Raw genomic sequence first — 25,015 nt, forward strand, 5'->3', positions numbered from 1 at the left:
CGCTGGGCTGGCCGGAGCCGTTCAAGTACGACCGATAAGCTCGCGTAATGACCCAACCGACCGCATGGGAATACGCCACGGTTCCGCTGCTGACGCACGCCACCAAACAGATCCTCGACCAGTGGGGCGCCGACGGCTGGGAACTGGTCGCCGTGCTGCCCGGGCCCACAGGTGAGCAGCACGTCGCGTACCTGAAGCGGCCGAAGTCATGAATGCCGGCTCCGGCTGGACGGCACGGCTCGGACAACTCGGCCTGGTGCTGCCGCAAGTGGTCGCGCCGCTGGCCGCTTATGTCCCTGCGGTTCGCACCGGCAGCCTGGTCTACACCGCGGGCCAACTGCCGTTCGAGGCGGGAAAGCTGGCGCGCACCGGCAAGGTCGGTGCCGAGATCAACCCTGAAGAGGGCAAAGCGCTGGCGCGGATCTGTGCGCTCAACGCCCTGGCGGCGGTGGACTCGCTGGTGGGTCTTGACGCCGTGACGCAGGTGGTCAAGGTCGTCGGGTTCGTGGCATCCGCGCCGGGTTTCAACGGGCAGCCAAGCGTCGTCAACGGCGCCTCCGATCTGCTCGCCGAGGTCTTCGGCGACAAGGGCGCGCATGCGCGTTCGGCGGTCGGCGTCGCCGAGTTGCCGCTGGACGCGCCGGTGGAGGTCGAGTTGATCGTGGAGGTTACCTAGCGGCCGTGCCTGAGACCCCCGAGTCGTTGACGCACCCCGCATGCGGTCGCCTGCGGGCGGTCACCGACACGGCGTCGGTCCTGTTGGCCGACAATCCCGGATTGCTGACGCTAGAGGGCACCAACACCTGGGTGCTGCGCGGGCCGCGCAGTGACGAGTTGGTCATCGTGGATCCCGGGCCAGACGACGACGAGCACGTCGAACGGGTTGCCGCGCTGGGCCGCATCGCCCTGGTGCTCATCAGCCACCGGCATGTCGACCACACCGGGGGCATCGACAAGCTGGTCGAGCGCACCGGTGCACCGGTACGCGCCGCGGATCCGAAGTTCCTGCGCGGCGACGGCGCCACGCTGACCGACCACGAGGTGATCGACGCTGCCGGGCTGCGGATCACGGTGCTGGCCACCCCCGGACACACCGCCGACTCGGTGTCATTCCTCCTCGAAGACGCCGTGCTCACCGCGGACAGCGTCCTGGGCCGCGGCACCACCGTCATCGACAAGGACGACGGCAGCCTGGCGGACTACCTGGAATCGCTGAGACGGCTGCGCGGCTTGGGCCGGCGTAAGGTGCTGCCCGGACACGGGCCCGACTTGGCCGACCTGGAAGCCGTCGCGTCCGGATACCTGATGCACCGGCACGAACGTCTCGAGCAGGTGCGCGCCGCGTTATGGGATCTCGGGGCCGAGGCGAGCGCCCGCGAGATCGTGGAGTACGTCTATGTCGACGTCGAGGAGCAGCTCTGGGACGTCGCGGAATGGTCCGTCCAGGCCCAACTGGACTATCTGCGGACTCGGTAGCGCGAGCAGTCGCAAAAGCCCCATTTTCCCCGGCGTGTCGGGAGCTTTTGCGTCTGTTCGGCGCAGCAAGCTAGCGCGCTCGGCGGGCCAGCCTTTCGGAGTCCGAGATCAGCACGCTCTTGCCCTCCAGGCGGATCCAGCCGCGGTGCGCGAAATCGGCCAGCGCCTTGTTCACCGTCTCCCGCGAAGCGCCCACCAGCTGGGCAATCTCCTCCTGGGTCAGGTCGTGCGTGACGCGCATGGCGCCACCTTCCTGGGTGCCGAACCGCTGAGCGAGCTGCAGCAACTGCTTGGCTACCCGGCCGGGCACGTCGGTGAAGATGAGGTCGGCCAGGTTGTTGTTGGTGCGCCGCAGCCGACGGGCCAGCACCCGCAGCAGCTGCTCGGCGATCTCAGGACGATCGGCGATCCACGCGCGCAGCGCGTCGCGGTCCATAGACACCGCTCGCACCTCGGTGATCGTGGTCGCGCTGGACGTCCGGGGCCCGGGGTCGAAGATCGACAACTCGCCAAACATGTCTGACGGGCCCATGATGGTCAGCAGATTTTCCCGGCCGTCCGGTGAGCGGCGACCGATCTTGACCTTTCCCGCGACGATGATGTATAGCCGGTCGCCCGGCTCCCCCTCAGCGAAAACCGTATGTCCACGGGGAAAATCGACCGGCTGCAGTTGTTTGGTCAATGCGGCGACCGCGCCGGGCTCAACCCCTTGGAAGATTCCTGCCCTTGCCAGGATCTCGTCCACGTTGCTCTTCAACTTTCCGACGAAGTTATACGGGCAGACTGACCGCTTGCCAACCACACGAGTCTAAAGGTAGGCCAATCGATGCGACCTGCCAACGCTACACACGCTTGACGTGTCGAGTTGCCGTTAACTGCGGATTTGCCCGGGAATGCTGGGCGATGCGCGTCGGCAAGCCGGCCTCGGCGCGGCCATCGGGGTGGGTGGCAAACAACGGCTCGCCGTGGTGTGTGCCGCTCTGCGATCCGGGCCACGGTGGCTCGCTGACTCGCTGAGCTTGCCGGCGATGCAAGTGATCCAAAGCCTCGGGCATCCCCTCCCGGGCCAGCGTGTGCACATCGACGGCCTCGGCCTGGGCGAGGAACTCGGCGACATCGGTTGCCGTCACGGCGTCATGGGCCAGCGCGGTTTCTAGCCGCCCCAACCCGAGCATCGCCAGCATGAGTAACACCGGAATGCAGGTGGCCAGCAACCATGACACAAGGAGAGTAAACATGGCCTTGGATCAACGCGATGTCTCGGTCGGATTACGAAATCAGTACTCTGTCGTAGGTGACAGCGGCCAAGTCGTCGGGGCGTTCCAAGTCAGTTCCATCCCAGCCCGGCGCCGCCGTGCCCCGGCCCTGGCCTGCGGAGACCCGACTCGCCCTGGTGCGACGGGCCCGGCGGATGAATCGCGCACTGGCGCAAGCCTTTCCGCACGTGTACTGCGAGCTGGATTTCACCTCGCCGCTCGAACTGACGGTCGCCACCATCCTTTCGGCGCAGAGCACCGACAAACGGGTGAACCTGACGACACCGGCGTTGTTCGCGCGCTACCAGACGGCGCTGGACTACGCGCGGGCGGACCGCGAGGAGCTCGAGGGCCTGATCCGGCCCACGGGCTTCTATCGCAACAAGGCGGCTTCGCTCATCGGCCTCGGCCAAGCCCTGGTGGAACGGTTCGGCGGCGAGGTGCCGGCCACCATGGACGAGCTGGTGACGCTGCCCGGCGTGGGACGCAAGACCGCCAACGTCATCCTGGGGAACGCCTTCGGGATCCCGGGGATCACCGTCGATACGCACTTCAAGCGGTTGGTGCGCCGGTGGCGCTGGACCGCCGAAGAGGACCCGGTCAAAGTCGAGCTCGCGGTCGGCGAGCTGATCGAACGCAGTGAGTGGACCCTGTTGAGCCACCGAGTGATCTTCCACGGGCGCCGGGTCTGCCACGCCCGCAAACCGGCATGCGGTGTCTGCGTGCTCGCCAAAGACTGCCCCTCCTTCGGGCTGGGTCCCACCGAACCGCTGCTCGCCGCGCCCCTGGTGCAGGGACCGGAAACCGAACATCTGCTGGCCCTGGCCGGGCTGTGAGATCGCGGTTGACCCAGAAGGCCCGCTGGACCATCGCGATCCTGGCGGTGGTGGCGGCCCTGCTGGTGGCGCTGGTCGCCCAGCTGCGTGATCGCCGCGACACTTTCGGACCGACCGCTAACACCCCGACACCCGCCGCACGCGAACACCGCGATGCCGACACGCCGGCAGCACTGGCGGGCCCCCGGCGGCGCGCAAACCTGCCACCCTGTCCCGCCGCCGGGGCCGGTCCCGGCCCGGCGGCGTTGCGCGGCGTGGCGGTGGAATGCGCGGCGGACGGCTCGGCCGTCGACGTTGCGCACGCATTGTCCGGCCGCCGCGTGGTCATCAATTTATGGGCGTATTGGTGCGCGCCGTGCATGACCGAACTGCCCGCGTTGGCCGAGTATCAACGGCGGACCGGGCCCGACGTGATGGTGGTGACCGTGCATCAGGACGAGAACGAGACGGCGGCGCTGCTGCGGCTGGCGGACCTTGGCGTGCGGCTGCCGACCCTGCAAGACGGCCGCCGCCGGGTTGCGGCGGCGCTGGGGGTCCCAAATGTGATGCCCGCGACGGTGGTGTTGCGTCCGGACGGTAGCGTTGCCCAGACCCTGCCGCGGGCTTTCGGCAGCGCCGACGAGATCGCGGCCGCAGTCGGAAACGACGCGGGATGAGGTGGACACGCGGAGGGAGGCGCCGGTGAGCACTGCGTTTGCGCTGAAGCCTGACGTCGGCCCGTCGTGGCTGCGTCCGCTGGTCGACAACGTCGGTCAGATTCCCGACGCGTACCGGCGTCGGCTGCCCGCGGACGTGTTGGCGTTGGTGACCGCGGCCAGGGCTGCGTCGTCGCTGGCAACGTTGCGCCGTGACGCGCGCGACGCCGCGGTGCTGGTGCTGTTCTCGGGTCCCGAGTCCGGGCCGGTCGACGGTGCTCTCCCCGACGATGCCGACCTGTTGTTGACCGTGCGCGCGTCGACATTGCGTCACCACGCGGGCCAGGCCGCGTTCCCCGGGGGCGCGTCCGATCCCACCGACGACGGGCCGGTTGCCACCGCGCTGCGGGAGGCGCACGAGGAAACCGGGCTCGACATCAGCAGGCTGCACCCGCTGGCGACGTGCGAGCGGACGTTCATCGCGCCGTCGAGGTTCCATGTCGTCCCTGTGTTGGCCTACTCGCCGGATCCGGGCCCAATTGCCGTCGTCAACGAGGCCGAAACGGCGATCGTGGCGCGGGTTCCGGTGCGCGCCTTCATCAATCCGGAAAACCGGCTGATGGTGTACCGCCGCCCACACACCCGTCGCTTGGCCGGGCCGGCGTTCCTGTTGAACGAGATGCTGGTTTGGGGATTCACTGGCCAGGTGATCTCCGCGATGCTCGACGTCGCCGGCTGGGCCGAGCCGTGGGACACCGGCGATGTGCGCGAGCTGGACGAGGCGATGACGCTGGTGGGCGACGAGGCTGGCCCCCGATGAACTCGATGACCCCGTCCCAGTGGCTGGATATTGCGGTCCTCGCGGTGGCGTTTATCGCCGCCATCTCGGGTTGGCGTTCGGGCGCCCTGGGCTCGATGCTGTCGTTTGGCGGTGTGCTACTCGGCGCGATCGCCGGTGTGCTGCTGGCACCGCACATCGTCAGCCACATCGCCGCGCCGCGCGCCAAACTGTTCACCGCGCTGTTCCTGATCCTGGCGCTGGTCGTCGTCGGTGAGGTCGCCGGTGTGGTGCTGGGCCGGGCGGTGCGCAGCGCGATCCGCAACCGGCCGATCCGGTTGATCGACTCGGTGATCGGCGTCGGCGTGCAGCTGCTGGTGGTGCTGACCGCGGCCTGGCTGTTGGCGACGCCGCTGACCCAGTCGACGGACCAGCCCGAGCTGGCCGCCGCGGTGCGCGGCTCGCGGGTGCTCGCTCAGGTCAACGAGGTGGCGCCTAGCTGGCTGAAGAACGTGCCCAAGCGGCTGTCGGCGCTGCTGAACACCTCCGGCCTGCCCGCGGTTTTGGAGCCGTTCAGCCGCACCCCGGTCATTCCGGTGGCCTCACCAGATCCGGCGCTGGCCAACAACCCCGTGGTGGTGTCCGCCGAGCCAAGCGTCGTCAAGGTGCGCAGCCTGGCGCCCAGTTGCCAGAAAGTGTTGGAGGGTAGCGGGTTTGTGATATCACCCGACCGGGTGATGACGAACGCGCACGTCGTTGCCGGTTCAAACAGCGTTCAGGTGTACGCCAGCGGCAAGCCCTTTGACGCCATCGTGGTCTCCTACGATCCTTCGGTCGACATCGCTATCCTCGCCGTCCCCGACTTGCCGCCGCCGCCGCTGGCGTTCGCTGAGACGCCGGCGAAGACCGGGGCCGACGTGGTGGTGCTGGGTTACCCTGGCGGCGGCAATTTCGCGGCAACCCCGGCCAGGATTCGCGAAGCCATCAAACTCAGCGGCCCCGATATCTACCGGAGCCCACGGCCGGTCACCCGCGACGTCTACACCATCAGAGCCAATGTGGAGCAAGGTGATTCGGGCGGACCGCTGATCGACCTCAACGGCCAGGTGCTCGGTGTGGTGTTCGGCGCGGCGGTCGACGACGCGGACACCGGCTTCGTGCTGACGGCCGACGAGGTGGCCGGCCAACTCGCCAAGATCGGCGACACCCAAGCGGTCGCCACGGGGACCTGCGTCACCTGAATTTGGCTGCGTGCACCTGCTCGAGAAACCGCATCAGGTGCCGGTTGATTTCGTCGGGCGCCTCTTCGTGGCTGAAATGTCCTGCGCCGGCTACGGATATGTAGCGCCCATGCGGCGCATAGCGCTGGGTGCGCTGGACCGGGGCGGCGAGCACGTAAGGATCGGCGTCGCCGCGGAGGTGCAGCAGCGGCACACCGAGTTGCTGGGTCATCGATCTCATGAACCGGTGGCCTTCGCCGCGCAGCTGACTGCGCACCGCCCAACGCTGGTACTCGAGTGCACAGTGCGCGGCCCCCGGAATCTGGATCGCCTGGCGCAGGTAGCCGATGGTTGCCGAGAAATCTTCGGAAGCAACCCATTTGGGGCAGGCGCGGGTGCGAATGAGGCGTTCGATCTCGTTCGCGTTATGTCGCGTCAGCAAGCGCTCGGGCCAGATTGGCAGCTGGTAGCGCAGTAGCGTCGGCAGCAGCGCACGCCCTTGGTCGCGCCGCAGCAGCGTGGAACGTCGCAGCGCGGCCGGATGCGGCGAGCTGATCAGTGCGATCGCGCGCACCAGCCGTGAATGCAGCAGCGCGGTGGTCCAGCAGGCCAGCCCGCCGTCGGCGTGACCGACCAGCGTCGCCGACGAGTGGCCGAGCGCCCGGATGAGCCCGGCGGTGTCGCCGGCCAGCGTCCAGCCGTCGTAGCCGCGCGGCGGCTTGTCGCTGCCGCCGTAGCCGCGCAAGTCGACCGCGACCACTCGCGCCCCGCTCAGCCCGCGCAGCTGATGGCGCCACGACCACCAGAACGAACCGAAACCGTGCAGCAGGATTACCAGTGGACGCGCCGTCACCGGCGCGTCTTCGCCGTCCGGAGTTGCCTGTACGACATGGAAGCGGATGCCGTTGGCATGCACGTCCAGATGGCGCCATGGCCCGGCGATGCGGGTCATCGACGGATCTGGCGCCGGCATCTACCAACCCGAGGGATCGGAGGCCGTCTTGCTGGCGGTCGTGATTGCCTTGCGTCCGTCACCCGCGGTCTTGTCGTGGCCCGGGGTGAGGGCGGTGCGGGTCTCCCTGACCGATTCGATGGTCTGCCGCGGTCCTCGGATTCGGCGGACCTTGAGGAAGCCCAAGAGCGCCAGCACCGCGGTGACCACGACCATGATGGCGAACACGATCAGGAACGCGACCCAGCGCCAAAGCCAGCTGTCGAGCAACTCCGCGAGGAAAAAGAAGAAGAAGAACGTCGAGTAGAACAGCACCACCAGCGCGGCGATGAAGTAGACGCTGCCGGTCAGGCCCTTTTTCACATCGCGGGTGATCTCGGCGCGCGCCAATTCGACCTCGGCGCGCACCAACGTTGACATCTGAGTTGTCGCGTCTTTGATCAGGTCACCGATCGACGGCTCAGCGGGTGCCGCGTGCGGGTCGGCCAACGGAATCGTGGTCAGCGTGCTGGGCACACCGTTCGTGCGATCAGGCTTGCTCACAGACGGTCCTCTCGGTCCTGTTGTCGCGACTCTCCCCCGCAGGCGGGGTACCCCCACCTCGAGCCGTTGCGCGGCTCGCCTCGTCGCCGAGCCTGCTCTGTTGTCGCGGCTTATGTTGCCATGCTGTGCGTATGCGTACGAGGTCAGCCGCCCACCGTGCGTGAACAGGTGATCGACCTAGCAATTGACGGTCGGGGTCATTTGCGCAGCAACCGGTGCGGCGGGCGATCATCTAGACTGGCGGGTCTCCGATATCCGACCGCTGACGGGGGTATTGCCTTGCACATGGCGCACCGATGCTTGGGCGCGGCGATCATGGCCGTGCTCCTGGCGTTTGTGGGCATGCCCGCGCGCACGGCGGCAGCCGATGACAAGGTCGCGCTGGGCGGCGGTGCGCCCATCACCATCGACGGGAACACGATGTGCACCCTGACCACCATCGGCACCGACAAGGCTGGCGAGCTGATCGGCTTCACCTCCGCGCACTGCGGGGGCCCGGGTGCGCAGGTCGCCGCGGAGGGCGCCGAAAACAGGGGCGTCCTGGGCACCATGGTCGCCGGCAACGACAACCTGGACTACGCGGTGATCAAGTTCGATCCGGCCAAGGTGGCGCCGGTGGCCAGTTTCAACGGCTTTGCGATCAACGGCATCGGCCCGGATCCGGCCTTCGGTCAGATCGCCTGCAAGCAGGGCCGCACCACCGGCAACTCCTGCGGCGTCACTTGGGGGCCGGGCCAGAATCCGGGCACCATCGTGATGCAGGTCTGCGGGGGACCGGGCGACTCTGGGGCGCCGGTGACCGTGGACAATTTGCTGGTCGGGATGATCCACGGCGCCTTCAGCGACAATCTGCCCAGCTGCGTCACCAAATACATACCGCTGCACACCCCGGCGGTGGTGATGTCGTTCAACGCGATCCTGGCCGACATCGACGCCAAGAATCGGCCGGGTTCGGGGTTCGTCCCGGCGCCGTCCTGAGGGTGCTCTACTTGGCGGCCCGGATCGCGTCGAACACGCTGGGGTCGAGCAGTGTCGATGTGTCGCCCAGCTCGCGGTTTTCGGCGATGTCGCGCAGCAGCCTGCGCATGATCTTGCCGCTGCGGGTCTTGGGTAGTTCCGGCACCACATGGACCTCACGCGGGCGGGCGATCGGCGAGATCACCCGGGCCACTTCGGCGCGCAACTCCTCGCCGGTCCCGTCGTGCGGTTCGTAGTTGGCGCGTAGCACGACGAACGCGCAGATGGCCTGGTTGGTGGTCTCGTCGGTAACCCCGACCACGGCAGCCTCGGCCACCCCGGGGTGACCGACCAGCGCCGATTCCACCTCGGCGGTGGAGATCCGGTGCCCGGACACGTTCATCACGTCGTCGATGCGGCCCAGCACCCAGATCGCGCCGTCGGCATCGACGCGGGCGCCGTCCCCGGCGAAGTAGAACCCTTGCTCGGCGAACTTGGACCAGTAGGCGTGCCAATAGCGCGCGGGGTCACCCCAGATGCCGCGCAGCATCGACGGCCACGGCCGGTCCAAGACAAGATAGCCGGTGACGTGCTTGTCGCCGTTGGTGTCCGGCTCCACCGGATCGCCGTGGTCGTCGACGATCTTGGCCGAGATGCCCGGCAACGGCGTCATCGCCGAACCCGGTTTGGCGGCAGCGACCCCGGGCAGGGGTGAGATCATCGCCGAGCCGGTCTCGGTTTGCCACCAGGTGTCCACCACCGGAACCCTGCCCGCGCCGATGACGTCGCGATACCAGCGCCAGGCCTCGGGGTTGATCGGTTCGCCGACCGTGCCCAGCAGCCGCAGGCTGGACAGGTCGTGTGCGTCGGGGATCTCCCGGCCCCACTTCATGAACGTCCGGATCAGGGTAGGGGCCGTGTAATAGATTGTGACGCCGTATCTTTCGATGATCTGGAAATGCCGGTGTTCATCAGGTGTGTTGGGCGTGCCCTCGTAGAGCACCTCGGTGATCCCGTTGGACAGCGGGCCGTAGACGCCGTACGTGTGCCCGGTGACCCACCCGATGTCCGCGGTGCACCAGAACACGTCGGTTTCTGGCTTGACGTCGAAGATGGTGTGCAGGGTGTACGAGCTCTGGGTGAGATAGCCGCCGGTGGTGTGGATGATGCCCTTGGGCTTGCCGGTGGTGCCCGATGTGTACAGCAGGAACAACGGCTGCTCGGAGTCGAATGACTCCGGGGTGTGATCGGGTGATGCCGGGTCGACGACGTCGGGCCACCACACGTCGCGCTCATCGTTCCACGGCACGTCCATTCCCGTGCGCCGCACCACCAGAACGCGCTCCACGGGGCTGTCCGGATCGCTGACCGCTTCGTCGGCGGCTTCCTTCAGCGGGGCCGGCTTGCCGCGGCGGAATTGTCCGTCGCTGGTGATCAGCAGCTTGGCTTGGGCATCGGCGATCCGCGTATGCAGTGCCGTCGCGGTGAAACCGCCGAATACCACGCTGTGCATGATTCCCAGCCGGGCGCACGCCAGCATCGCGATCACGGCCTCGGGGATCAACGACAAGTAGATGGCCACGCGGTCGCCGGCCACCAGGCCGAGGTCGGTCAGCGCGTTGGCCGCCTTGCAGACCTGTACGTGCAGATCCGAGTAGGTCAGGGTGCGGCGGTCGTCGGCGGGCTCGCCCTCCCAGTGGATCGCGACCCGATCGCCGTGGCCGGCCTCGACGTGGCGATCCACGCAGTTGTAGGCGACGTTGAGTTTGCCGCCGACGAACCACTTGGCGAACGGGGCCTCCGACCAGTCGAGCACCTCGGTGAACGGGGTCGCCCAGGACAGCCGGTTGGCCTGCTTGGCCCAGAATGCCAGCCGGTCTTCCTCGGCCTCGCGGTACAGCTCGGCGCGGGCGTTCGCCTGTTCGGCGAAGTGCGCTGGCGGCGGGTACGAGGAGGGGACTTCGGGGGTGGACTCGCTCACGGATGTGAGCCTATATAGCCAGCGGAGGCGGCGTGTTGCGACGTCGGCTGGGTGCGTCCGGCCGCAACAATCTGTGGCTGTCGGACGTGTCTGCGACGGTTTGTCGGTAAGCGGGTGTATCTGTCACTTACGGCGCGCTGCTCGGGCGCAGGTGCGTCGGGGCTCACGAGATGCGTATAGGGAGATTGGTGTGGCGTTTGAATCAGAATTGGCAGCCGTCACGCCATATGTTCCGACCTTGTCCGACAGCTTGATCAGAGCCCGGAATTTTCCGCGTCTGCGCTACATGGGGTCGAAGTACCGCTTGCTTCCGCACTTGGAGCGCGTCTTCGCCCAGATCGGTGGGACAACCGCTGTGGATGGATTCTCGGGCTCGGGTGTCGTGTCCTATCTCCTTAAGGCCCAGGGGTATCGGGTCACAGCGAACGATTTCTTGAACTTTCCAGCGACAGTCGCCCGGGCAACGGTCCAAAACAATTCGGTGCGACTCGAAGCGGAGCTGATCGATCAGATCTGTGGGCCTCCGGCAGATGACCGCGACTTCATCCAGTCTCAATTTGACGGGCTGTATTTCACGCCGCAGGATCGCCAATTTCTCGACTCGGCGTGGTCACATATCGATACGCTGCGTGGGCATCGACGAGATTTGGCGATAGCCGCCTTGATCCTGTCAGCCGCCCGCAAGCAACCGCGTGGAGTATTCACCTTCACCGACTCCGCCCGCTACGCCGATGGTCGCCGCGACCTTCGGTTGTCTCTACGTGAGCACTTCCGCGAGCGTGCGGCGGAATACAACGCGACCGTGTTCACCAACGAGCTGCATAGCCGAGCTATCCGCGGAGACGTCTTCGACATTCCGGACACGGAACCCGACCTCGTTTACCTTGATCCGCCCTACGCCCCGCCCAATGACGACAACGACTACATCAAGCGGTACCACTTCCTCGAAGGGCTGAGCGTGTACTGGCGCGGACTCACCATCATGCAAGACACCACCACCAAGAAGCTGAAGAAACAGTTCACCCCATTCGCGTACAAGCGGACGATTGAGGATGCGTTATTACGGACTTTCGAGCACTTCGAGCGCGCGGGGGCGATTGTTTTGTCGTACTCCTCGAACGCCATACCCGACGCAGCACGCATTGTGGACCTGCTTGGCAAGGTCAAACCGTCGGTTGAAGTCATCGCGATTGACCATAAGTACAGTTTCGGAACACACACCGCGGCTGCCCGACGTAATGTCCGTGAGTATCTGTTCGTTGGGCGTGCTGGATGAGTGAACCAATCTCATTCGAAGCCTATCTGGACTCGCTTGGCCGTCTAACCGCACGCGTCGATCCCACTGCTTCTACACCGGAAGCCGAAGATATCCGCCACGCCACGGAGAGCCTGAGTGAAATCAAGCCGATCAACGCGTCCACTTTGACGAGATGGGTTCAGGCACATCCGACCTGGACGCTGGTGCTCGGTTTATCGGCAGGATTGTCCCAGGAGAAGTTGAAGAACGAATTGCGACACGAATTCGGGACGTCGGGCTGGACAAAGTTGGCTCAGGCTAAACCCGGTGAGCTGATTTCGTGGCTTGACGTCGAGTTCGACCTGATCCGGATGCTAAAAACGCAATTGAAGCGTAAATACGGCTTCGCCGACGTCCTCATCGCCCGTGCAGAAAGACGCGTCACCGCTACACGTGCTGGGATTTCAGGCCGGAGGGTCGAAGACGAGATCGAGGCGATTGCCAAAGACCTTGGCCTGCCTTACGTCACCCGTGCCCGCTTCACCGGACGCCACGGGCGATCCGCGCCCGGAGATCTCCTCATCCCCAACGCGACATCCGCCGACATTGCGGTAGCCGCGAAGGGTTTTGACTCCACCGGCAGCAAGCTCACCGACGCCGTTCGCGAAATCGAGGAGATGGCCGACGTTCGCCTGCCCACTCAGTTCGTCATGGCTGTGATCGACGGGATCGGTTGGAAATCTCGCCAATCTGATCTTCGTCGCATTCATTTGCTCTGGACCAACAAGCAGATTGACGGTCTGTACACCCTGAGTTCGACCAGTTTCGCGACGACCTTCAGATGGCGGCCCGTCTGCGCCACTTGATCTGAGAGCCGATGGCTTGCGCAGCACCACCGGCAGCACCTGCGCCAGTATTGGTGGCGGGAATGGGCGAGGTTGTCAGGCTACGCCGACAGTGTGTCGGTGATCGGGTGTACCTGCAGTTGGCAGGCCTCGATGGTGGTCGGCACGGTGAACACTTCGACGGTGTTGGGAAGGTTGACGCGCAGGTCGGTATACGTGGGGCACTGGTTGCCGTTGCCGTCGATGGCCATGCCTTCCACGATGGCCTGTGCCCGTTGCGCCAGCGACAGGGTGGCGGTGGGCGGCACGGTGTCGGTGGCCGGCAAGCCGCCCATGTAGCCGCGCGGCGTGGGCTTGGCGTGAATGAGGGGCCCGCCGGCGCCCGACTCGACGTCGGGGTAGCCACTGAGCGTGCACGGCGCCGCTCCGCTGGCGAGGGTGAATATCAGGGTCAGCGCCCGGTGACCCACGGCGACCTGGGTCGGGGAGGTACTCACGGCGATCTGCTCCCCCTTGCACGGCGTCGGCTCTTCGCCGGTGTCGGCCGGTGCGGCCCATGCGGCCGGGCCCAGCACTACGGCGGCACAACTTGTTGTCGCCAGGACACCGGTGGCGACTGCTCGACGGGCCCGCCGCTGCATCGGGCGCTCTTGACGTTCGTGCATGGCCGTGATCATCCCGCATAGTGGCAGGCGATTGGGCTAAATCGCCCGAATCGAGGGGCAGGTCGGGGCCTGCGTGCCTCAGAGGCGCCACGCTATCGCCAGCACGCCCACCGTCAACAGCGCGGCGCCGACGACGATGAGCGCCGTGCCGGACGATGCGGCCCGGGCCGGCGGTGTTAGCTGATGCGGACGAGCACCCGGCTGTGGACGAGTGCGCGCGCGCTGTTTCAGGCCGACGATCAACAGGATCCATCCCAGCGTGGGAACGCCGAGTGCCAGTGCCAGGTACCCCGCCTGAAAGGCACCACCATGCGAGGCGAGGTGGGTGACGGTCATCAGCGGGATTCTAGGTTGTGGTGGCCGCCGCGGCACGGCGTCGTGGCGCCGTGGCCGGCTCCGCACTTCACTGCCTGGCGAACCGGACGCTACAAGCAGGCCTTAGCTTAGTGTCGCTGTCATGCGTCGGATGCGGGCCGCCCTGGCCTGGACAGCCTCGGTCGCCGCCGGATTGCTGGTGGTCGCGCCGGCGGCCGGTTGCGGTGGTGGCGTCCTGAGCCCCGATGTGGTGCTGGTCAACGGCGGGGAACCCCCCAACCCGTTGATCCCGACGAGCACCAACGACAGCAATGGCGGCCGGATCATAGACCGGCTGTTCGCGGGCCTGATGTCCTACGACGCCAAGGGCAACCCGTCGCCGGAGGTCGCCCAGGCGATCGAGACCACCGACAACGTCAACTTCCGAATCACTCTCAAACCGGGTTGGACGTTCACGGACGGATCGCCGGTGACGGCCCACTCGTTCGTCGACGCGTGGAACTACGGGGCGCTGAGCGCCAACGCCCAACTGCAGCAGAGCTTTTTCAGCCCGATCGACGGGTTCGACGAAGTCGCCGGCCGTGCGGGCGACGGCAAACGCGCCACCATGTCCGGCCTGCAGGTGGTCAACGACCTCGAGTTCAGGGTGCGGCTCAAGGCCCCGACCATAGACTTCATGTTGCGGCTGGGCTTCAGCTCGTTCTATCCGCTGCCGGCCGCGGCATTTCGGGACATGGCGGCGTTTGGGCGGAACCCGATCGGCAACGGCCCGTACAAACTGGCCGACGGTCCCAATGGGCAAGCGTGGGAACACAACGTCAAGATCGATCTGGTGCCCAACCCCGGTTACCACGGCAACCGGATGCCGCGCAACAAGGGCCTGCGGTTCGAGTTCTACGCCAATCTGGACACCGCCTATGCCGACCTGCTGTCCGGCAATCTCGATGTGCTGGACACGATTCCGCCGAGCGCGTTGCCGATCTACAAGCGCGACCTCGGCGCCAACGTCACTACCGGGCCCGCCGCGGTGAATCAGTCCCTCGACACCCCGTTTCGGCTGCCGCATTTCGCCGGCGAGGAAGGCCGGTTGCGGCGGCTGGCGTTGTCGGCCGCGATCAACCGCCCACAAATCTGCCGGCAGATCTTCGTCGGCACCCGCAGTCCGGCACGGGATTTCACTGCCCGGTCGTTGCCGGGCTTCGACCCGAACCTGCCGGGCAGCGACGCGCTGGACTTCAATCCCGAACGGGCGCGGCGGCTCTGGGCCCAAGCCGACGCGATATCGGCATGGAGCGGCCGATACGCGATCGCCTACAACGCCGACAGCGGCCATCGGGAGTGGGTGGACGCGGTGGCCAACAGCATCAAGAACGTTCTGGGCATCGACGCTGTCGGGGCGCCGGCGCCCACGTTTGCCGGGCTGCGCACCCAGATCGCCAACCGCACGATCGACACTGCGTTTCGCTCCGGGTGGCAGGGTGACTATCCGTCGATGATCGAGTTCCTCGCCCCGCTGTATGCCACCGGGGCGGGATCCAACGACGTCGGCTACTCCAACCGTGAGTTCGACGCGGCGCTGCTGGCCGCCGAGGCGGCGCCCACCCTGCGCGAGGCCACGGTGCTGGCCAATACTGCGCAGCGAATCCTGTTGCAGGACATGCCCGCTGTGCCGCTGTGGGATTATGTCAGCGTGGTCGGGTGGTCGCCGCGGGTCAGCAACGTCACGGTCACCTGGAATGGTCTGCCGGACTACGAGAACATCGCCAAGGCTTGAGATGGGTTGGTACATCGCGCGCCGGGTCGCCGTCATAGTACCGGTATTCCTCGGCGCCACGCTGCTGATCTACGGCATGGTGTTCCTGCTGCCCGGTGACCCGGTCGCCGCGCTGGCCGGGGACCGGCCGCTGACGCCCGCGGTGGCCGCGCAGCTGCGTTCCCGGTACCACCTCGACGATCCGTTCGTGGTGCAGTACCTGCGCTATCTGGGCGGCATCCTGCACGGCGATCTGGGTCGCGCCTATTCCGGACTGCCCGTGAGCGCCGTCCTGGCACACGCATTTCCGGTCACGATCAGGCTCGCACTGATTGCGTTGGCGGTGGAGGCGGTGCTGGGCATCGGGTTCGGGGTGATCGCCGGCCTGCGCCAGGGCGGAATCTTCGATGCCGCGGTGCTGATCACCGGACTCATCATCATCGCGATTCCCATTTTCGTGCTGGGCTTTCTGGCGCAATTCCTGTTCGGGGTCCGGCTGGGAATCGCGCCGGTCACCGTGGGCGAACGGGCGACGTTCGCGAGGCTGGTGCTACCCGGGATTGTGCTGGGCGCGGTGTCATTCGCCTACGTGGTGCGGTTGACCCGCTCCGCGGTGGCCGCCAATGCGCACGCCGACTATGTGCGCACCGCCACCGCCAAGGGGCTGTCGCGGCCCAGGGTGGTGACGGTGCACATCCTGCGCAACTCGCTGATCCCGGTGGTGACCTTCCTGGGCGCCGACCTGGGGGCGCTGATGGGTGGGGCGATCGTGACCGAAGGCATTTTCAACATCCACGGCGTCGGCGGCGTGCTGTATCAGGCGGTCACCAGGCAGGAGGCGCCGACGGTGGTGTCGATCGTCACCGTGCTGGTGCTGATCTACCTGATCACGAATTTGGTCGTGGACCTGCTGTATGCGGCGCTGGACCCGCGGATCCGGTATGGCTGAGCACACCGGGTTCTGGCTCGAAACGTGGCGCGGGCTGCGCCGGCGTCCGAAATTCGTCATCGCCGCCGCGCTGATCCTGCTGATCCTGGCCGTCGCGGCATTTCCTGCGCTGTTCACGTCCGCCGATCCCACCTACGCCGATCCCAGCCAAAGCCTGCTCCCTCCGTCGTCGGCGCACTGGTTCGGCACCGACCTGCAGGGCCACGACATCTACGCGCGCACCGTCTACGGGGCGCGGGCCTCCGTCACCGTGGGGCTGGGAGCCACGTTGTCGGTGTTCGTCGTCGGCGGGGCGCTGGGCGCGCTGGCCGGGTTTTACGGCGGCTGGGTCGACGCGGTGGTCTCCCGCATCACCGATGTGTTCTTCGGCCTGCCCCTGCTGCTGGCCGCCATCGTGCTGATGCAAGTCCTGCGTCACCGCACGGTGTGGACGGTGATCGCCATCTTGGCCCTGTTCGGCTGGCCGCAAGTGGCCAGGATCGCCCGTGGCGCGGTGCTCGAGGTGCGGACCCGTGATTATGTGCTCGCGGCTAAGGCGTTGGGCCTGAGCAGGTTTCAGATTCTGCTGCGACACGTGCTGCCCAACGCAATGGGCCCGGTGATCGCCGTGGCCACCATTGCCCTGGGGATCTTCGTCGTCACCGAGGCCACGCTGTCCTACCTCGGGGTGGGACTGCCGCCGTCGCTGGTGTCCTGGGGCGGCGATATCAACGTCGCGCAGACCCGGCTGCGATCCGGCTCGCCCATACTGTTCTATCCCGCGGGCGCACTGGCGATCACGGTGCTGGCCTTCATGATGCTGGGGGATGCCCTGCGCGATGCCCTGGATCCGGCGGCACGGGTATGGCGCGCATGAGCAGCGCGGAATCGCCGTTGCTGTCCGTCGAGGGCCTACAGGTCAGGTTCGGTGCCGACGCCCCCGCGGTCTGCGGCGTGGACCTGACCGTGGGTCGCGGCCAGACCGTCGCCGTCGTCGGCGAATCGGGATCGGGGAAATCGACCACGGCCGCCGCGATCCTTGGGCTGCTTGCCCCCGGCGGACGAATTGCCGCCGGGCGCATCGTTTTCGACGGGCGCGACATCACGTCAGCCGACCGGCGGCTCCTCCGGTCGATTCGCGGTCGCGGCATCGGCTACGTACCCCAAGACCCGATGACCAACCTGAACCCGGTCTGGAAGGTCGGCTTCCAGATCTCAGAAGCGTTGCGGGCCAACACCGATGGCCGCAAAGCGCGGCGACGGGCGGTGGAGTTGCTCGGCCAGGCCGGCATGCCCGATCCGGGCAAGCAAGCCGGGCGATATCCGCATCAGTTGTCCGGCGGCATGTGTCAGCGTGCGCTGATCGCTATCGGCCTGGCCGGCCGGCCGCTGCTGCTGATCGCCGACGAGCCGACGTCGGCGCTCGACGTCACCGTGCAGCGGCAGGTGCTCGACCATTTGCGGCGCCTCACGGGCGAACTGGGTACCGCGCTGCTGCTGATCACCCACGATCTTGCGCTCGCCGCCGAACGAGCCGAGGCCGTGGTTGTCATGCATCGCGGGAGGGTGGTGGAGTCCGGTGCGGCGCAGTCGATTTTGCGGGATCCGAAGCACGAGTACACCCGGCGTCTGGTGGCCGCGGCTGCGTCGCTGATGACGCGCAACAGGATTCCGGCGCGGGTGGCAAACGCCACCGAGTCCGGGGACGTTCTCGTCGCCTCGGAGCTGACCAAGATCTACCGCGAGTCTCGCGGCGCACCGTGGCGCCGGATCGAGTCTCGGGCGGTCGACGGGGTGTCGTTCCGGCTACCACGGGGGAGCACCCTGGCGATCGTCGGCGAGTCGGGCTCGGGGAAGTCGACGCTGGCCCGGATGGTGCTTGGCCTGTTGCGACCCACTTCGGGCACGGTGGTTTTCGACGGCACCGACGTTGGCGCCCTGAACCGCAAGGAGGCGTTGGCTTTTCGCCGTCGGGTACAGCCGGTGTTCCAGGACCCGTACAGCAGCCTGGATCCCAGGTACTCGGTGTTTCGCGCCATCGAGGAACCGTTGCGCATCCACCGGGTCGGTGACCGCAAGCAGCGCCAGCGGGCCGTGCGTGAGCTGATCGACCAGGTGGCGCTGCCGTCGTCGGTCGCGGGCCGGCTGCCCCGCGAGCTGTCCGGCGGTCAGCGGCAGCGCGTCGCCATCGCGCGGGCGTTGGCGCTGCGACCCGAGCTGCTGGTGTGCGACGAGGCGGTCTCGGCGTTAGACGTGTTGGTGCAGGAGCAAATCCTTGCGCTGTTGGCCGATCTGCAGGCCCGCCTCGGCCTGACCTACCTGTTCATCAGCCACGATCTGGCGGTGATCCGGCAGATCGCCGACGACGTGCTGGTCATGCGCGCCGGGCGGGTGGTGGAGCACGCAACCACCGAGGACGTGTTCAACCGGCCTCGCCAGGAGTACACCCGCCAGTTGCTGGAGGCCATTCCCGGCGCCCAGTCGGCTTCCCGATAGGTTGCAACCTGTGAGCGACCCGCTGGCTCCGCTGATGGAGCTCCCCGGCGTCGCCGAGGCGAGCGACCGGGCACGCGACGCGCTGGGCCGGGCGCACCGGCACCCGGCCAACCTGCGGGGCTGGCCGGTGACCGCGGCCGAGGCGGCGCTGCGGGCGGCGCGGGCCTCCTCGGTGCTCGACGGCGGCCCCGTGCGCCTGGACGATTTGGGCGGTCCGGCGCCGCATGGTTTGGGAGTCGGCGATCCGGTGCTCGCCGGCGCCTTGCGGGTGGCGCAGGCGCTGGAGGGCGGCGGGGGACCCCTGGTCGGAGTGTGGCGGCGGGCCCCGTTGCAGGCGCTAGCCCGCCTGCACATGCTGGCGGCGGCCGACCAGGTCGACGCCGACCGGCTGGGCCGCCCGCGCCCCGACGCCGGAATTGGGCCGCGTCTCGAGGTGCTCGCCGACGTGGTGACCCGTCCGACGCGGGCGTCGGCGCCGGTGGTTGCCGCGGTCGCACACGGGGAGCTGTTGACGCTGAAGCCGTTTGGCGGTGCCGACGGCGTGGTGGCGCGCGCGGTGTCGCGACTGGTGACGATCGCCACCGGGCTGGATCCGCACGGACTGGGTGTGCCGGAGGTCAGTTGGATGCGGCAACCCGTGAATTACCGCGACGCCGCACGCGGATTCGCCGAGGGCACGGCCGAGGGTGTGGCGGGCTGGCTGGTGCTGTGCTGCCGGGCGATGCAAGCCGGTGCGCAGGAGGCCGTGTCGATCGCCGAGTTGGTAGCTGGGGGCCCTCGCAAATAACCGTTTCGGCAATGCAAAAAGCGGGCGGCGATCGAGGGTTTCGAATCGCCGCCCGCCGACACGGATCTCGGTTACCATGCGTGCACTTCTTCGGCTGCGTGGGTGGCCTCGGCGATCTTGCGACACTTCCGGTTGCAGCCCCACCCAAAGGGCCGTCGCGACCATCCATTCTTCGCAATTACGCAGGCCCGCAACACTTCTGCCATTATCGCGGCTATGACTCCGCGTGGGTGCCGGGAACCGTGTTTAGGCGCCCGGGTCGGGAGATCGAACCTTCTCTTCCGGATCGACCTAGGCCTCACCGGGCTTCCGTGGTTCCTTTGTACTACTAGCCGCTTGACACAGCAAGGGCCAATTTGAGCGAAGGTCGCGAGGCGGCATCGGATTGCGCCCGCGAGGCGTTTGCTAGAAGGCGTAGCGGCGTAGCACCGCGTAGGTGACCGCTCCGGCGGCAAGCGCGCTGACCCCGACGGCTGCCGTGGTCGCGATCGCCGCGCCCGACGGCGCCGGGAGGCGATCGCGCAGCGACACCGGCCGGGAGAACGACAGCACGGGCCAACCGCGGCCGACGGCTTCCTTGCGCAATCCGCGATCGGGGTTGACGACCGAGGGATGGCCAACCGCCTCGAGCATCGGCAGGTCGGTGATCGAGTCGGAATAGGCGTAGCAGTGTTCCAGCGGGTAGCCCTCGCGGGCCGCCAACTCCCGGATAGCCTGCACCTTGCCCTCGCCGTAGCAGTAGAACGCCACCTCGCCGGTGTACTTGCCGTCCTCGACGACCATCCGGGTCGCCATCGCGTGGGTAGCGCCCAGCGCACGCGCGATCGGCGCCACGATCTCTTCCCCCGACGCCGAGACCACCACGACGTCCCGGCCGCACAGTTTGTGGGCGGCGATCAGGTCCGCGGCTTCGGCGAACACCAACGGAGTCACGATGTCGTGCAGCGTTTCGTTGACGATCGCCCTCACCTGCGCCGCATCCCAACCGGTGCACATGTTGGTCATGTGGGTGCGCATCCGGTCCATCTGATCGTGGTCGGCGCCGGAGAGCAGAAATATGAACTGCGCGTAGCTGGACTTGAGCACGGCGCGGCGGTTGAGCAGTCCCTGAGCGAAGAAGGGTTTGCTGAACGCCAGCGTGCTGGACTTCGCGATGATGGTCTTGTCCAGATCGAAGAAGGCGGCGGTGCGGGCGTGCGGAGCGGTGCCTGCGGCTCTTTGCGGTGAGGTTTGCTGGTGGGCGGCCGAGTCGGAGACGGTCACCGAACCAGCATAGGGCGGCGGTCCGACGGGGCCACGGCCCTGTGCCCGAAAACGGCGCTCCGGGACCGATGTTGACAGCTTTTCGACGGCATTTTCACGGCTCAAGCTGTACTTTCGGCAAAAGGCGGTACTTGCGTGAATGCGGACTGTCATGTGTATAGTAAGCATTACTCGGCCTCGAGCCGAGGGTGCATCAGTCCGACCCCCCGGGGCTGATGCACGACGACCCTCGCCTCCTCCCCCCCTGGCGGGGGTCGTCCCTTTTGTGGGGTGAAATCTTCGCCCGCAGGGTGCTTAGTCCGACTGTGCGCGCGTTGCGGGGAGTGGTGTCCGGGCTGTTCCGAGCGCTTTGTGCACACCTGCGTACGTATCCACAAATTCGGGTTTGGGACTGGTGTCTCATAGTCACGACCCCGCACGGTGGGTAGGTGACTCCCGCGTCTCGTACTTCGGACACCGGCCCGACGGGTTCGGGCGTCTTGGCGATGCTGACCGATCCGCAATTGCGCGCCGAACTGGATCGGGTCGCCGCGGCCGTCGGGGTGCGGGTGGTTCATGTCGGCGGCCGACCCGCGGTGAGCAGGAAGACGTGGTTGGCGGCCGCGGCGGTGGTGCTCGACCCCTCGGCGGCGGATCGGTGCGGGAAGGACGCGCTGCCGCGCCGCACCCATGTTAGCGTGCTGACCGGCCCCGAAGCCGCGCCGGCGACCTGGGCGGCGGCCATCGCCGTCGGCGCCCAGCACGTGCTGCGGCTGCCCGAGCAAGAGCGTGAATTGATCCGCGCGCTCGCCGAGGCCTCCGAATACGCGCGATCGGCCCGCGACGGCGGGCGGCGCGGCGAGGTGGTCGCCGTCATGGGGGGCTGCGGCGGGGCGGGCGCGTCGTTGTTAGCCGTCGCCCTGGCGCAGACCGCCCCCGACGCGCTGCTGATCGACCTCGACCCGTGGGGCGGCGGGATCGACCTGCTGGTGGGGGGCGAAGCTGCGCCCGGCCTGCGCTGGCCGGACGTGGCGCTGCGGGGTGGTCGACTCAACTGGTCGGCCGTGCGCGAGGCGCTGCCCCGGCACGGGGGCGTCACCCTGTTGTCCGGCACCCGCCGCGGCTACGAGGTGGCCGCCGGGCCGGTGGACGCCGTCGTCGATGCCGGCCGAGGAGGGGGAGTGACCGTAGTGTGCGATCTTCCCCGCCGCCTCACCGAGGCCACCCAAGCCGCGCTGGATACAGCGGATCTCGTCGTTCTGGTCAGTCGGTGTGACGTGAGGGCGTGCGCGGCCACCGCGACGATCGCGCCGGTGCTGGCAGGCATCAACCCCAACATCGGGTTGGTGGTACGGGGACCGTCCCCGGGGGGTTTGCGGGCGGCTGAGGTCGCCGACATCGCAGGCGTGCCTCTGCTGACGTCCATGAAGGCCCAGCCGCGGCTGGCCGTGCGGCTCGAACACGGTGGGCTGCGATTGCGGCGGCGATCCGCGCTGACGGTGGCGGCCCGTCGGGTGCTTGCAGTGCTATCGGGGCATCCCGTTTCAGCCCAGCCGGGTCGGGCCGCGTGAGCGGCTCGCTGCTCGAACGTGTCCGCGAGCGGCTGGCCGCGGAATCAGCCCCGTTGCGGCCCAACGTGGTGGCCGCCGCGATTCGGGCCGAGTCCGGCGGGATCCTCGGCGATACCGAGGTACTGGCCAATCTCCGCGTATTGCAGACGGAATTGACCGGTGCGGGCATCCTCGAACCGTTGCTTTGCGCGGACGGCACCACCGACGTCTTGGTCACCGCGCCCGACGCGGTATGGGTTGACGACGGAAACGGTTTGCGGCGCAGCGAAATTCGGTTTGCCGACGAGCCGGCGGTGCGGCGTTTGGCGCAGCGGCTGGCGTTGGCCGCGGGTCGCCGACTCGACGACGCGCAGCCGTGGGTGGACGGGCAGCTGAGCGGCATCGGCGCCGGGGGTTTCGCGGTCCGCCTGCACGCGGTGTTGCCGCCCGTCGCGGCCGAAGGCACCTGCCTGTCGCTGCGGGTGCTGCGGCCCGCCACTCAGGATCTGGCCGCCCTGACCGCGGCGGGCGCGATCGCGGCCCAGGCCGCCGAGCTGGTTGCCGACATCATCGCCGCCCGACTGGCGTTTCTGGTCTGCGGGGGTACGGGCGCCGGAAAGACAACGTTGTTGGCCGCGATGTTGGGCGCCGTCTCGCCCGCCGAGCGGATCGTGTGTGTCGAGGATGCCGCCGAGCTGGCCCCCCGGCATCCACATGTGGTCAGGCTGGTCGCGCGCGGCGCCAACGTGGAAGGCGTCGGCGAGGTGACGGTGCGCCAACTCGTGCGGCAGGCACTGCGGATGCGGCCCGACCGCATCGTCGTCGGCGAGGTCAGGGGAGCCGAAGTCGTCGATCTGCTGGCGGCACTGAACACCGGCCACGACGGCGGCGCGGGCACCGTGCACGCCAACAACCCGGGCGAGGTTCCGGCCCGGCTGGAGGCGTTGGGCGCGCTCGGTGGGCTGGACCGCGCCGCGCTGCACAGCCAGCTTGCCGCGGCGGTCCAAGTCCTGCTGCACGTCGCACGCGATCGGGCCGGTCGTCGGCGGCTCGCTGAAATCGCGGTATTGCGCCGGTCCGATAGCGGCGGGGTGCGTGCGGTCACGGCATGGCACGCGGACCGCGGGATGACCGACGATGCGGCCGATTTGCGCCGGCTGCTGCAAGCGCGGATGTCGGCATGAACGGCCCGGCGGTTGCGGCGCTGATGTTGTCGGTTGCGCTCGTGGTCTTGCCGTCGTCGCCGCGGCGCCGCCTCCAGGTGACCGTTCGTCGGCGGGCCGGGACACGGTGGTTGGTGTACCTCGCCGCGTGCGCATCGCTGGGCGCCGTCGTGTTGCTGCCGTTGACGACCGTCTTGGCCGTCGCGGTGCTGGGCTCCACGGCGGGCCTGCGTGTGCGCCGCCGCCGGCGGCGGCGGCGCTGCTTGGACGAGGGCCAGGCGCTGCAAGCCGCCCTCGATGTGCTGGTCGGTGAACTGCGCGTCGGCGCCCATCCGGTGCGTGCGTTCGGCGTCGCCGCCGACGAGACCGTCGGCCCGGTCGCCGCCGGCATGCGTGCGGTAGCGGCCCGGGCACTCTTGGGCGCCGACGTCACGGCCGGCCTGCGCGCGGCTGCCCGCTCGTCGGCGCTGCCCGCCCACTGGGAGCGACTCGCGGTGTGCTGGCAACTGGCCAGCGACCATGGCCTGGCGATTGCCGCTCTGATGCGCGCCGCGCAGCGTGACATCGCCGAGCGGCAACGGTTCTCGGCGCGGGTGAGCGCGGGGATGGCCGGAGCCCGCGCCTCCGCGGCCCTACTGGCGGGCCTGCCGCTGGTCGGGGTGCTGCTCGGGCAACTGATCGGAGCCCGACCGTTGAGCTTCTTGTTGGGTGGTCACGCGGGCGGATGGGTGTTGGTGGTCGGGCTGACGCTGGCCTGCGGCGGGTTGTTGTGGTCGGACCGGATGACCGATCGGGTGGGGACGTGAACACCGCCGCGGTGCTGCTGGCCATGGCGTTGTGGGCCGGGCCCGGGCCGTCGGTGGTTCGGGCGCGCGCCGGGATGCCCGCCCGCACGCATCGGCCGCGGGCCCGACCGGCTTGCGGACCGGACCCGTTGGGGGAAGCGTCCAGCCTGGACATGCTGGCGGTGTGCCTGGCGGCGGGCATGGCGGTGTCGACCGCCGCGGCCGCGATCGCCCCGTCGGCGCCGCCGCCGTTGGCGCGGTTGTTGTGCCGGGCGGCCGACATGCTGGCGCTGGGTGCCGATGCCAGCATCGCGTGGTCGATGCCGCCGGATCTGCCGGCGGGCTCGATCGATGCGCAGGCCGACGCGCTGCTGCGGTTGGCGCGGCGCTCGGCGTCCTCGGGTGCCGCGCTTGCCGAGGGCGTCGTGGATCTGGCCGCCCAGGCCCGCCACGACGCCGCGCATGCGGCCGCCGCGGCCGCCGAGCGCGCCGGGGTATTGATCGCCGGCCCGCTGGGACTGTGCTTTCTCCCGGCGTTCGTCTGCCTTGGCCTTGTTCCGGTGGTGGCCGGTCTGGCCGGTGAAGTCCTGCAGTCTGGTCTGTTATGAGAAAGGA

The 25,015-nt window shown here is 68.0% G+C and carries 26 protein-coding genes and 1 pseudogene; 19 read left to right on the forward strand and 8 right to left on the reverse strand.

What is annotated here, in order from left to right; genetic code table 11:
* Positions 1-47 precede the first annotated feature (47 nt).
* Genes G6N24_RS22755 through G6N24_RS22765 form a run of 3 tightly spaced genes read left to right on the forward strand, consistent with a single transcriptional unit; the run spans position 48 to position 1,476 of the window.
* Positions 48-212: a DUF4177 domain-containing protein gene (locus tag G6N24_RS22755; RefSeq protein WP_139822425.1), complete on the forward strand. Its 165-nt coding sequence runs from the start codon at positions 48-50 to the stop codon at positions 210-212.
* A complete protein-coding gene (locus G6N24_RS22760; RefSeq protein ID WP_085160949.1) occupies positions 209-676 on the forward strand; it encodes a RidA family protein in 468 nt (155 codons plus the stop codon). The genes G6N24_RS22755 and G6N24_RS22760 overlap by 4 nt, the downstream gene beginning before the upstream one ends.
* A gap of 5 nt (positions 677-681) precedes the next feature.
* Complete coding sequence (locus tag G6N24_RS22765) at positions 682-1,476, forward strand: MBL fold metallo-hydrolase (RefSeq protein ID WP_085160951.1); 795 nt, start codon at positions 682-684, stop codon at positions 1,474-1,476.
* Positions 1,477-1,546: 70 nt separating this feature from the next.
* Here G6N24_RS22765 and crp read toward each other — a convergent pair whose 3' ends face one another.
* Both crp and G6N24_RS22775 read right to left on the reverse strand, forming a co-directional pair.
* Positions 1,547-2,221 (reverse strand): cAMP-activated global transcriptional regulator CRP, encoded by a 675-nt coding sequence (crp, locus tag G6N24_RS22770; protein WP_012396681.1) that lies wholly within the window; start codon positions 2,219-2,221, stop codon positions 1,547-1,549.
* Between the two features lie 97 nt (positions 2,222-2,318).
* Positions 2,319-2,714, reverse strand: coding sequence for a hypothetical protein (locus G6N24_RS22775; RefSeq protein ID WP_085160953.1), 396 nt, complete (start codon positions 2,712-2,714; stop codon positions 2,319-2,321).
* 116 nt (positions 2,715-2,830) lie between these two features.
* Here G6N24_RS22775 and nth point away from each other — a divergent pair, with 116 nt between their 5' ends.
* From nth to marP, 4 genes are read left to right on the forward strand one after another with little or no spacing between them, the layout of a single operon-like run.
* Positions 2,831-3,568, forward strand: coding sequence for an endonuclease III (nth, locus tag G6N24_RS22780; protein WP_085160956.1), 738 nt, complete (start codon positions 2,831-2,833; stop codon positions 3,566-3,568).
* An 8-nt stretch (positions 3,569-3,576) separates the two neighbouring features.
* On the forward strand, positions 3,577-4,224 hold the full coding sequence (locus G6N24_RS22785) for a TlpA family protein disulfide reductase (protein ID WP_085160988.1): 648 nt from the start codon (positions 3,577-3,579) through the stop codon (positions 4,222-4,224).
* Position 4,225: 1 nt separating this feature from the next.
* Positions 4,226-5,023 (forward strand): NUDIX hydrolase, encoded by a 798-nt coding sequence (locus G6N24_RS22790; protein ID WP_179963453.1) that lies wholly within the window; start codon positions 4,226-4,228, stop codon positions 5,021-5,023.
* Between the two features lie 5 nt (positions 5,024-5,028).
* The gene (gene marP, locus G6N24_RS22795; protein WP_139822429.1) at positions 5,029-6,222 is read left to right on the forward strand and encodes an acid resistance serine protease MarP; all 1,194 of its coding nucleotides are present in this window, start codon (positions 5,029-5,031) and stop codon (positions 6,220-6,222) included.
* Here the strand turns inward: marP and G6N24_RS22800 are convergent.
* Together G6N24_RS22800 and G6N24_RS22805 are read right to left on the reverse strand one after the other, a co-directional pair.
* Entirely contained in the window at positions 6,215-7,174 is a 960-nt protein-coding gene (locus G6N24_RS22800) for an alpha/beta fold hydrolase (protein WP_085160960.1), read from the reverse strand. The genes marP and G6N24_RS22800 overlap by 8 nt on opposite strands.
* Positions 7,175-7,696 carry a phage holin family protein gene (locus tag G6N24_RS22805; protein WP_085160962.1) on the reverse strand — a complete coding sequence of 174 codons (522 nt, stop codon included), beginning with the start codon at positions 7,694-7,696 and terminating at the stop codon, positions 7,175-7,177. It abuts the gene before it with no gap.
* 279 nt (positions 7,697-7,975) lie between these two features.
* Here G6N24_RS22805 and G6N24_RS22810 point away from each other — a divergent pair, with 279 nt between their 5' ends.
* Complete coding sequence (locus tag G6N24_RS22810; protein ID WP_139822426.1) at positions 7,976-8,674, forward strand: S1 family peptidase; 699 nt, start codon at positions 7,976-7,978, stop codon at positions 8,672-8,674.
* A 7-nt stretch (positions 8,675-8,681) separates the two neighbouring features.
* Here the strand turns inward: G6N24_RS22810 and acs are convergent, their stop codons facing one another.
* On the reverse strand, positions 8,682-10,634 hold the full coding sequence (gene acs / locus G6N24_RS22815; RefSeq protein ID WP_085160966.1) for an acetate--CoA ligase: 1,953 nt from the start codon (positions 10,632-10,634) through the stop codon (positions 8,682-8,684).
* Positions 10,635-10,920: 286 nt separating this feature from the next.
* On the opposite strand from acs, the gene G6N24_RS22820 reads away from it, so the two are divergent.
* Together G6N24_RS22820 and G6N24_RS22825 are read left to right on the forward strand one after the other, a co-directional pair.
* On the forward strand, positions 10,921-11,910 hold the full coding sequence (locus G6N24_RS22820; protein WP_085160992.1) for a DNA adenine methylase: 990 nt from the start codon (positions 10,921-10,923) through the stop codon (positions 11,908-11,910).
* A pseudogene (locus G6N24_RS22825) lies at positions 11,907-12,742 on the forward strand (hypothetical protein). Before G6N24_RS22820 ends, G6N24_RS22825 begins: the two are co-directional and overlap by 4 nt.
* Before the next feature lie 75 nt (positions 12,743-12,817).
* Here G6N24_RS22825 and G6N24_RS22830 read toward each other — a convergent pair.
* Together G6N24_RS22830 and G6N24_RS22835 are read right to left on the reverse strand one after the other, a co-directional pair.
* The gene (locus tag G6N24_RS22830) at positions 12,818-13,357 is read right to left on the reverse strand and encodes a DUF4232 domain-containing protein (protein WP_085160994.1); all 540 of its coding nucleotides are present in this window, start codon (positions 13,355-13,357) and stop codon (positions 12,818-12,820) included.
* 102 nt (positions 13,358-13,459) lie between these two features.
* The gene (locus G6N24_RS22835; protein WP_085160968.1) at positions 13,460-13,717 is read right to left on the reverse strand and encodes a hypothetical protein; all 258 of its coding nucleotides are present in this window, start codon (positions 13,715-13,717) and stop codon (positions 13,460-13,462) included.
* Between the two features lie 121 nt (positions 13,718-13,838).
* Here G6N24_RS22835 and G6N24_RS22840 point away from each other — a divergent pair, with 121 nt between their 5' ends.
* The 5 genes from G6N24_RS22840 to G6N24_RS22860 are packed head-to-tail and all read left to right on the forward strand — an operon-like array spanning position 13,839 to position 19,660.
* Complete coding sequence (locus G6N24_RS22840) at positions 13,839-15,470, forward strand: peptide ABC transporter substrate-binding protein (protein WP_085160970.1); 1,632 nt, start codon at positions 13,839-13,841, stop codon at positions 15,468-15,470.
* A gap of 1 nt (position 15,471) precedes the next feature.
* Complete coding sequence (locus G6N24_RS22845; protein WP_085160972.1) at positions 15,472-16,398, forward strand: ABC transporter permease; 927 nt, start codon at positions 15,472-15,474, stop codon at positions 16,396-16,398.
* Entirely contained in the window at positions 16,391-17,254 is an 864-nt protein-coding gene (locus G6N24_RS22850) for an ABC transporter permease (protein ID WP_085160998.1), read from the forward strand. Before G6N24_RS22845 ends, G6N24_RS22850 begins: the two co-directional genes overlap by 8 nt.
* Positions 17,251-18,873 (forward strand): dipeptide ABC transporter ATP-binding protein, encoded by a 1,623-nt coding sequence (locus G6N24_RS22855; protein ID WP_085160996.1) that lies wholly within the window; start codon positions 17,251-17,253, stop codon positions 18,871-18,873. Before G6N24_RS22850 ends, G6N24_RS22855 begins: the two co-directional genes overlap by 4 nt.
* Positions 18,874-18,907: 34 nt before the next feature.
* A complete protein-coding gene (locus tag G6N24_RS22860; protein ID WP_085161000.1) occupies positions 18,908-19,660 on the forward strand; it encodes an oxidoreductase in 753 nt (250 codons plus the stop codon).
* 405 nt (positions 19,661-20,065) lie between these two features.
* Here G6N24_RS22860 and G6N24_RS22865 read toward each other — a convergent pair whose 3' ends face one another.
* Positions 20,066-20,923, reverse strand: coding sequence for an HAD-IB family hydrolase (locus G6N24_RS22865; RefSeq protein WP_085160974.1), 858 nt, complete (start codon positions 20,921-20,923; stop codon positions 20,066-20,068).
* A 485-nt stretch (positions 20,924-21,408) separates the two neighbouring features.
* Between G6N24_RS22865 and ssd the strand changes: the two genes are divergently transcribed.
* From ssd to G6N24_RS22885, 4 genes are read left to right on the forward strand one after another with little or no spacing between them, the layout of a single operon-like run.
* On the forward strand, positions 21,409-22,473 hold the full coding sequence (gene ssd / locus G6N24_RS22870) for a septum site-determining protein Ssd (RefSeq protein ID WP_085160976.1): 1,065 nt from the start codon (positions 21,409-21,411) through the stop codon (positions 22,471-22,473).
* Entirely contained in the window at positions 22,470-23,636 is a 1,167-nt protein-coding gene (locus G6N24_RS22875; protein ID WP_085160978.1) for a TadA family conjugal transfer-associated ATPase, read from the forward strand. Before ssd ends, G6N24_RS22875 begins: the two co-directional genes overlap by 4 nt.
* A complete protein-coding gene (locus G6N24_RS22880; RefSeq protein ID WP_085160980.1) occupies positions 23,633-24,421 on the forward strand; it encodes a type II secretion system F family protein in 789 nt (262 codons plus the stop codon). Before G6N24_RS22875 ends, G6N24_RS22880 begins: the two co-directional genes overlap by 4 nt.
* Positions 24,418-25,008 (forward strand): type II secretion system F family protein, encoded by a 591-nt coding sequence (locus G6N24_RS22885; protein WP_179963454.1) that lies wholly within the window; start codon positions 24,418-24,420, stop codon positions 25,006-25,008. Before G6N24_RS22880 ends, G6N24_RS22885 begins: the two co-directional genes overlap by 4 nt.
* Positions 25,009-25,015: the final 7 nt, after the last annotated feature.

Source organism: Mycobacterium lacus (assembly GCF_010731535.1).
Taxonomy (GTDB): Bacteria; Actinomycetota; Actinomycetes; order Mycobacteriales; family Mycobacteriaceae; genus Mycobacterium; species Mycobacterium lacus.

Bases quoted from the DNA above. Each gene is read 5' to 3' on its own strand.
- G6N24_RS22755 (WP_139822425.1), top strand. From the start codon at position 48: ATGACCCAACCGACCGCATGGGAATACGCCACGGTTCCGCTGCTGACG.
- G6N24_RS22760 (WP_085160949.1), top strand. From the start codon at position 209: ATGAATGCCGGCTCCGGCTGGACGGCACGGCTCGGACAACTCGGCCTG.
- G6N24_RS22775 (WP_085160953.1), bottom strand. From the start codon at position 2,714: ATGTTTACTCTCCTTGTGTCATGGTTGCTGGCCACCTGCATTCCGGTG.
- marP (WP_139822429.1), top strand. From the start codon at position 5,029: ATGACCCCGTCCCAGTGGCTGGATATTGCGGTCCTCGCGGTGGCGTTT.
- G6N24_RS22800 (WP_085160960.1), bottom strand. From the start codon at position 7,174: ATGCCGGCGCCAGATCCGTCGATGACCCGCATCGCCGGGCCATGGCGC.
- G6N24_RS22820 (WP_085160992.1), top strand. From the start codon at position 10,921: ATGGGGTCGAAGTACCGCTTGCTTCCGCACTTGGAGCGCGTCTTCGCC.
- G6N24_RS22830 (WP_085160994.1), bottom strand. From the start codon at position 13,357: ATGCAGCGGCGGGCCCGTCGAGCAGTCGCCACCGGTGTCCTGGCGACA.
- G6N24_RS22835 (WP_085160968.1), bottom strand. From the start codon at position 13,717: ATGACCGTCACCCACCTCGCCTCGCATGGTGGTGCCTTTCAGGCGGGG.
- G6N24_RS22840 (WP_085160970.1), top strand. From the start codon at position 13,839: ATGCGTCGGATGCGGGCCGCCCTGGCCTGGACAGCCTCGGTCGCCGCC.
- G6N24_RS22845 (WP_085160972.1), top strand. From the start codon at position 15,472: ATGGGTTGGTACATCGCGCGCCGGGTCGCCGTCATAGTACCGGTATTC.
- G6N24_RS22850 (WP_085160998.1), top strand. From the start codon at position 16,391: ATGGCTGAGCACACCGGGTTCTGGCTCGAAACGTGGCGCGGGCTGCGC.
- G6N24_RS22855 (WP_085160996.1), top strand. From the start codon at position 17,251: ATGAGCAGCGCGGAATCGCCGTTGCTGTCCGTCGAGGGCCTACAGGTC.
- G6N24_RS22860 (WP_085161000.1), top strand. From the start codon at position 18,908: ATGGAGCTCCCCGGCGTCGCCGAGGCGAGCGACCGGGCACGCGACGCG.
- ssd (WP_085160976.1), top strand. From the start codon at position 21,409: ATGCTGACCGATCCGCAATTGCGCGCCGAACTGGATCGGGTCGCCGCG.
- G6N24_RS22880 (WP_085160980.1), top strand. From the start codon at position 23,633: ATGAACGGCCCGGCGGTTGCGGCGCTGATGTTGTCGGTTGCGCTCGTG.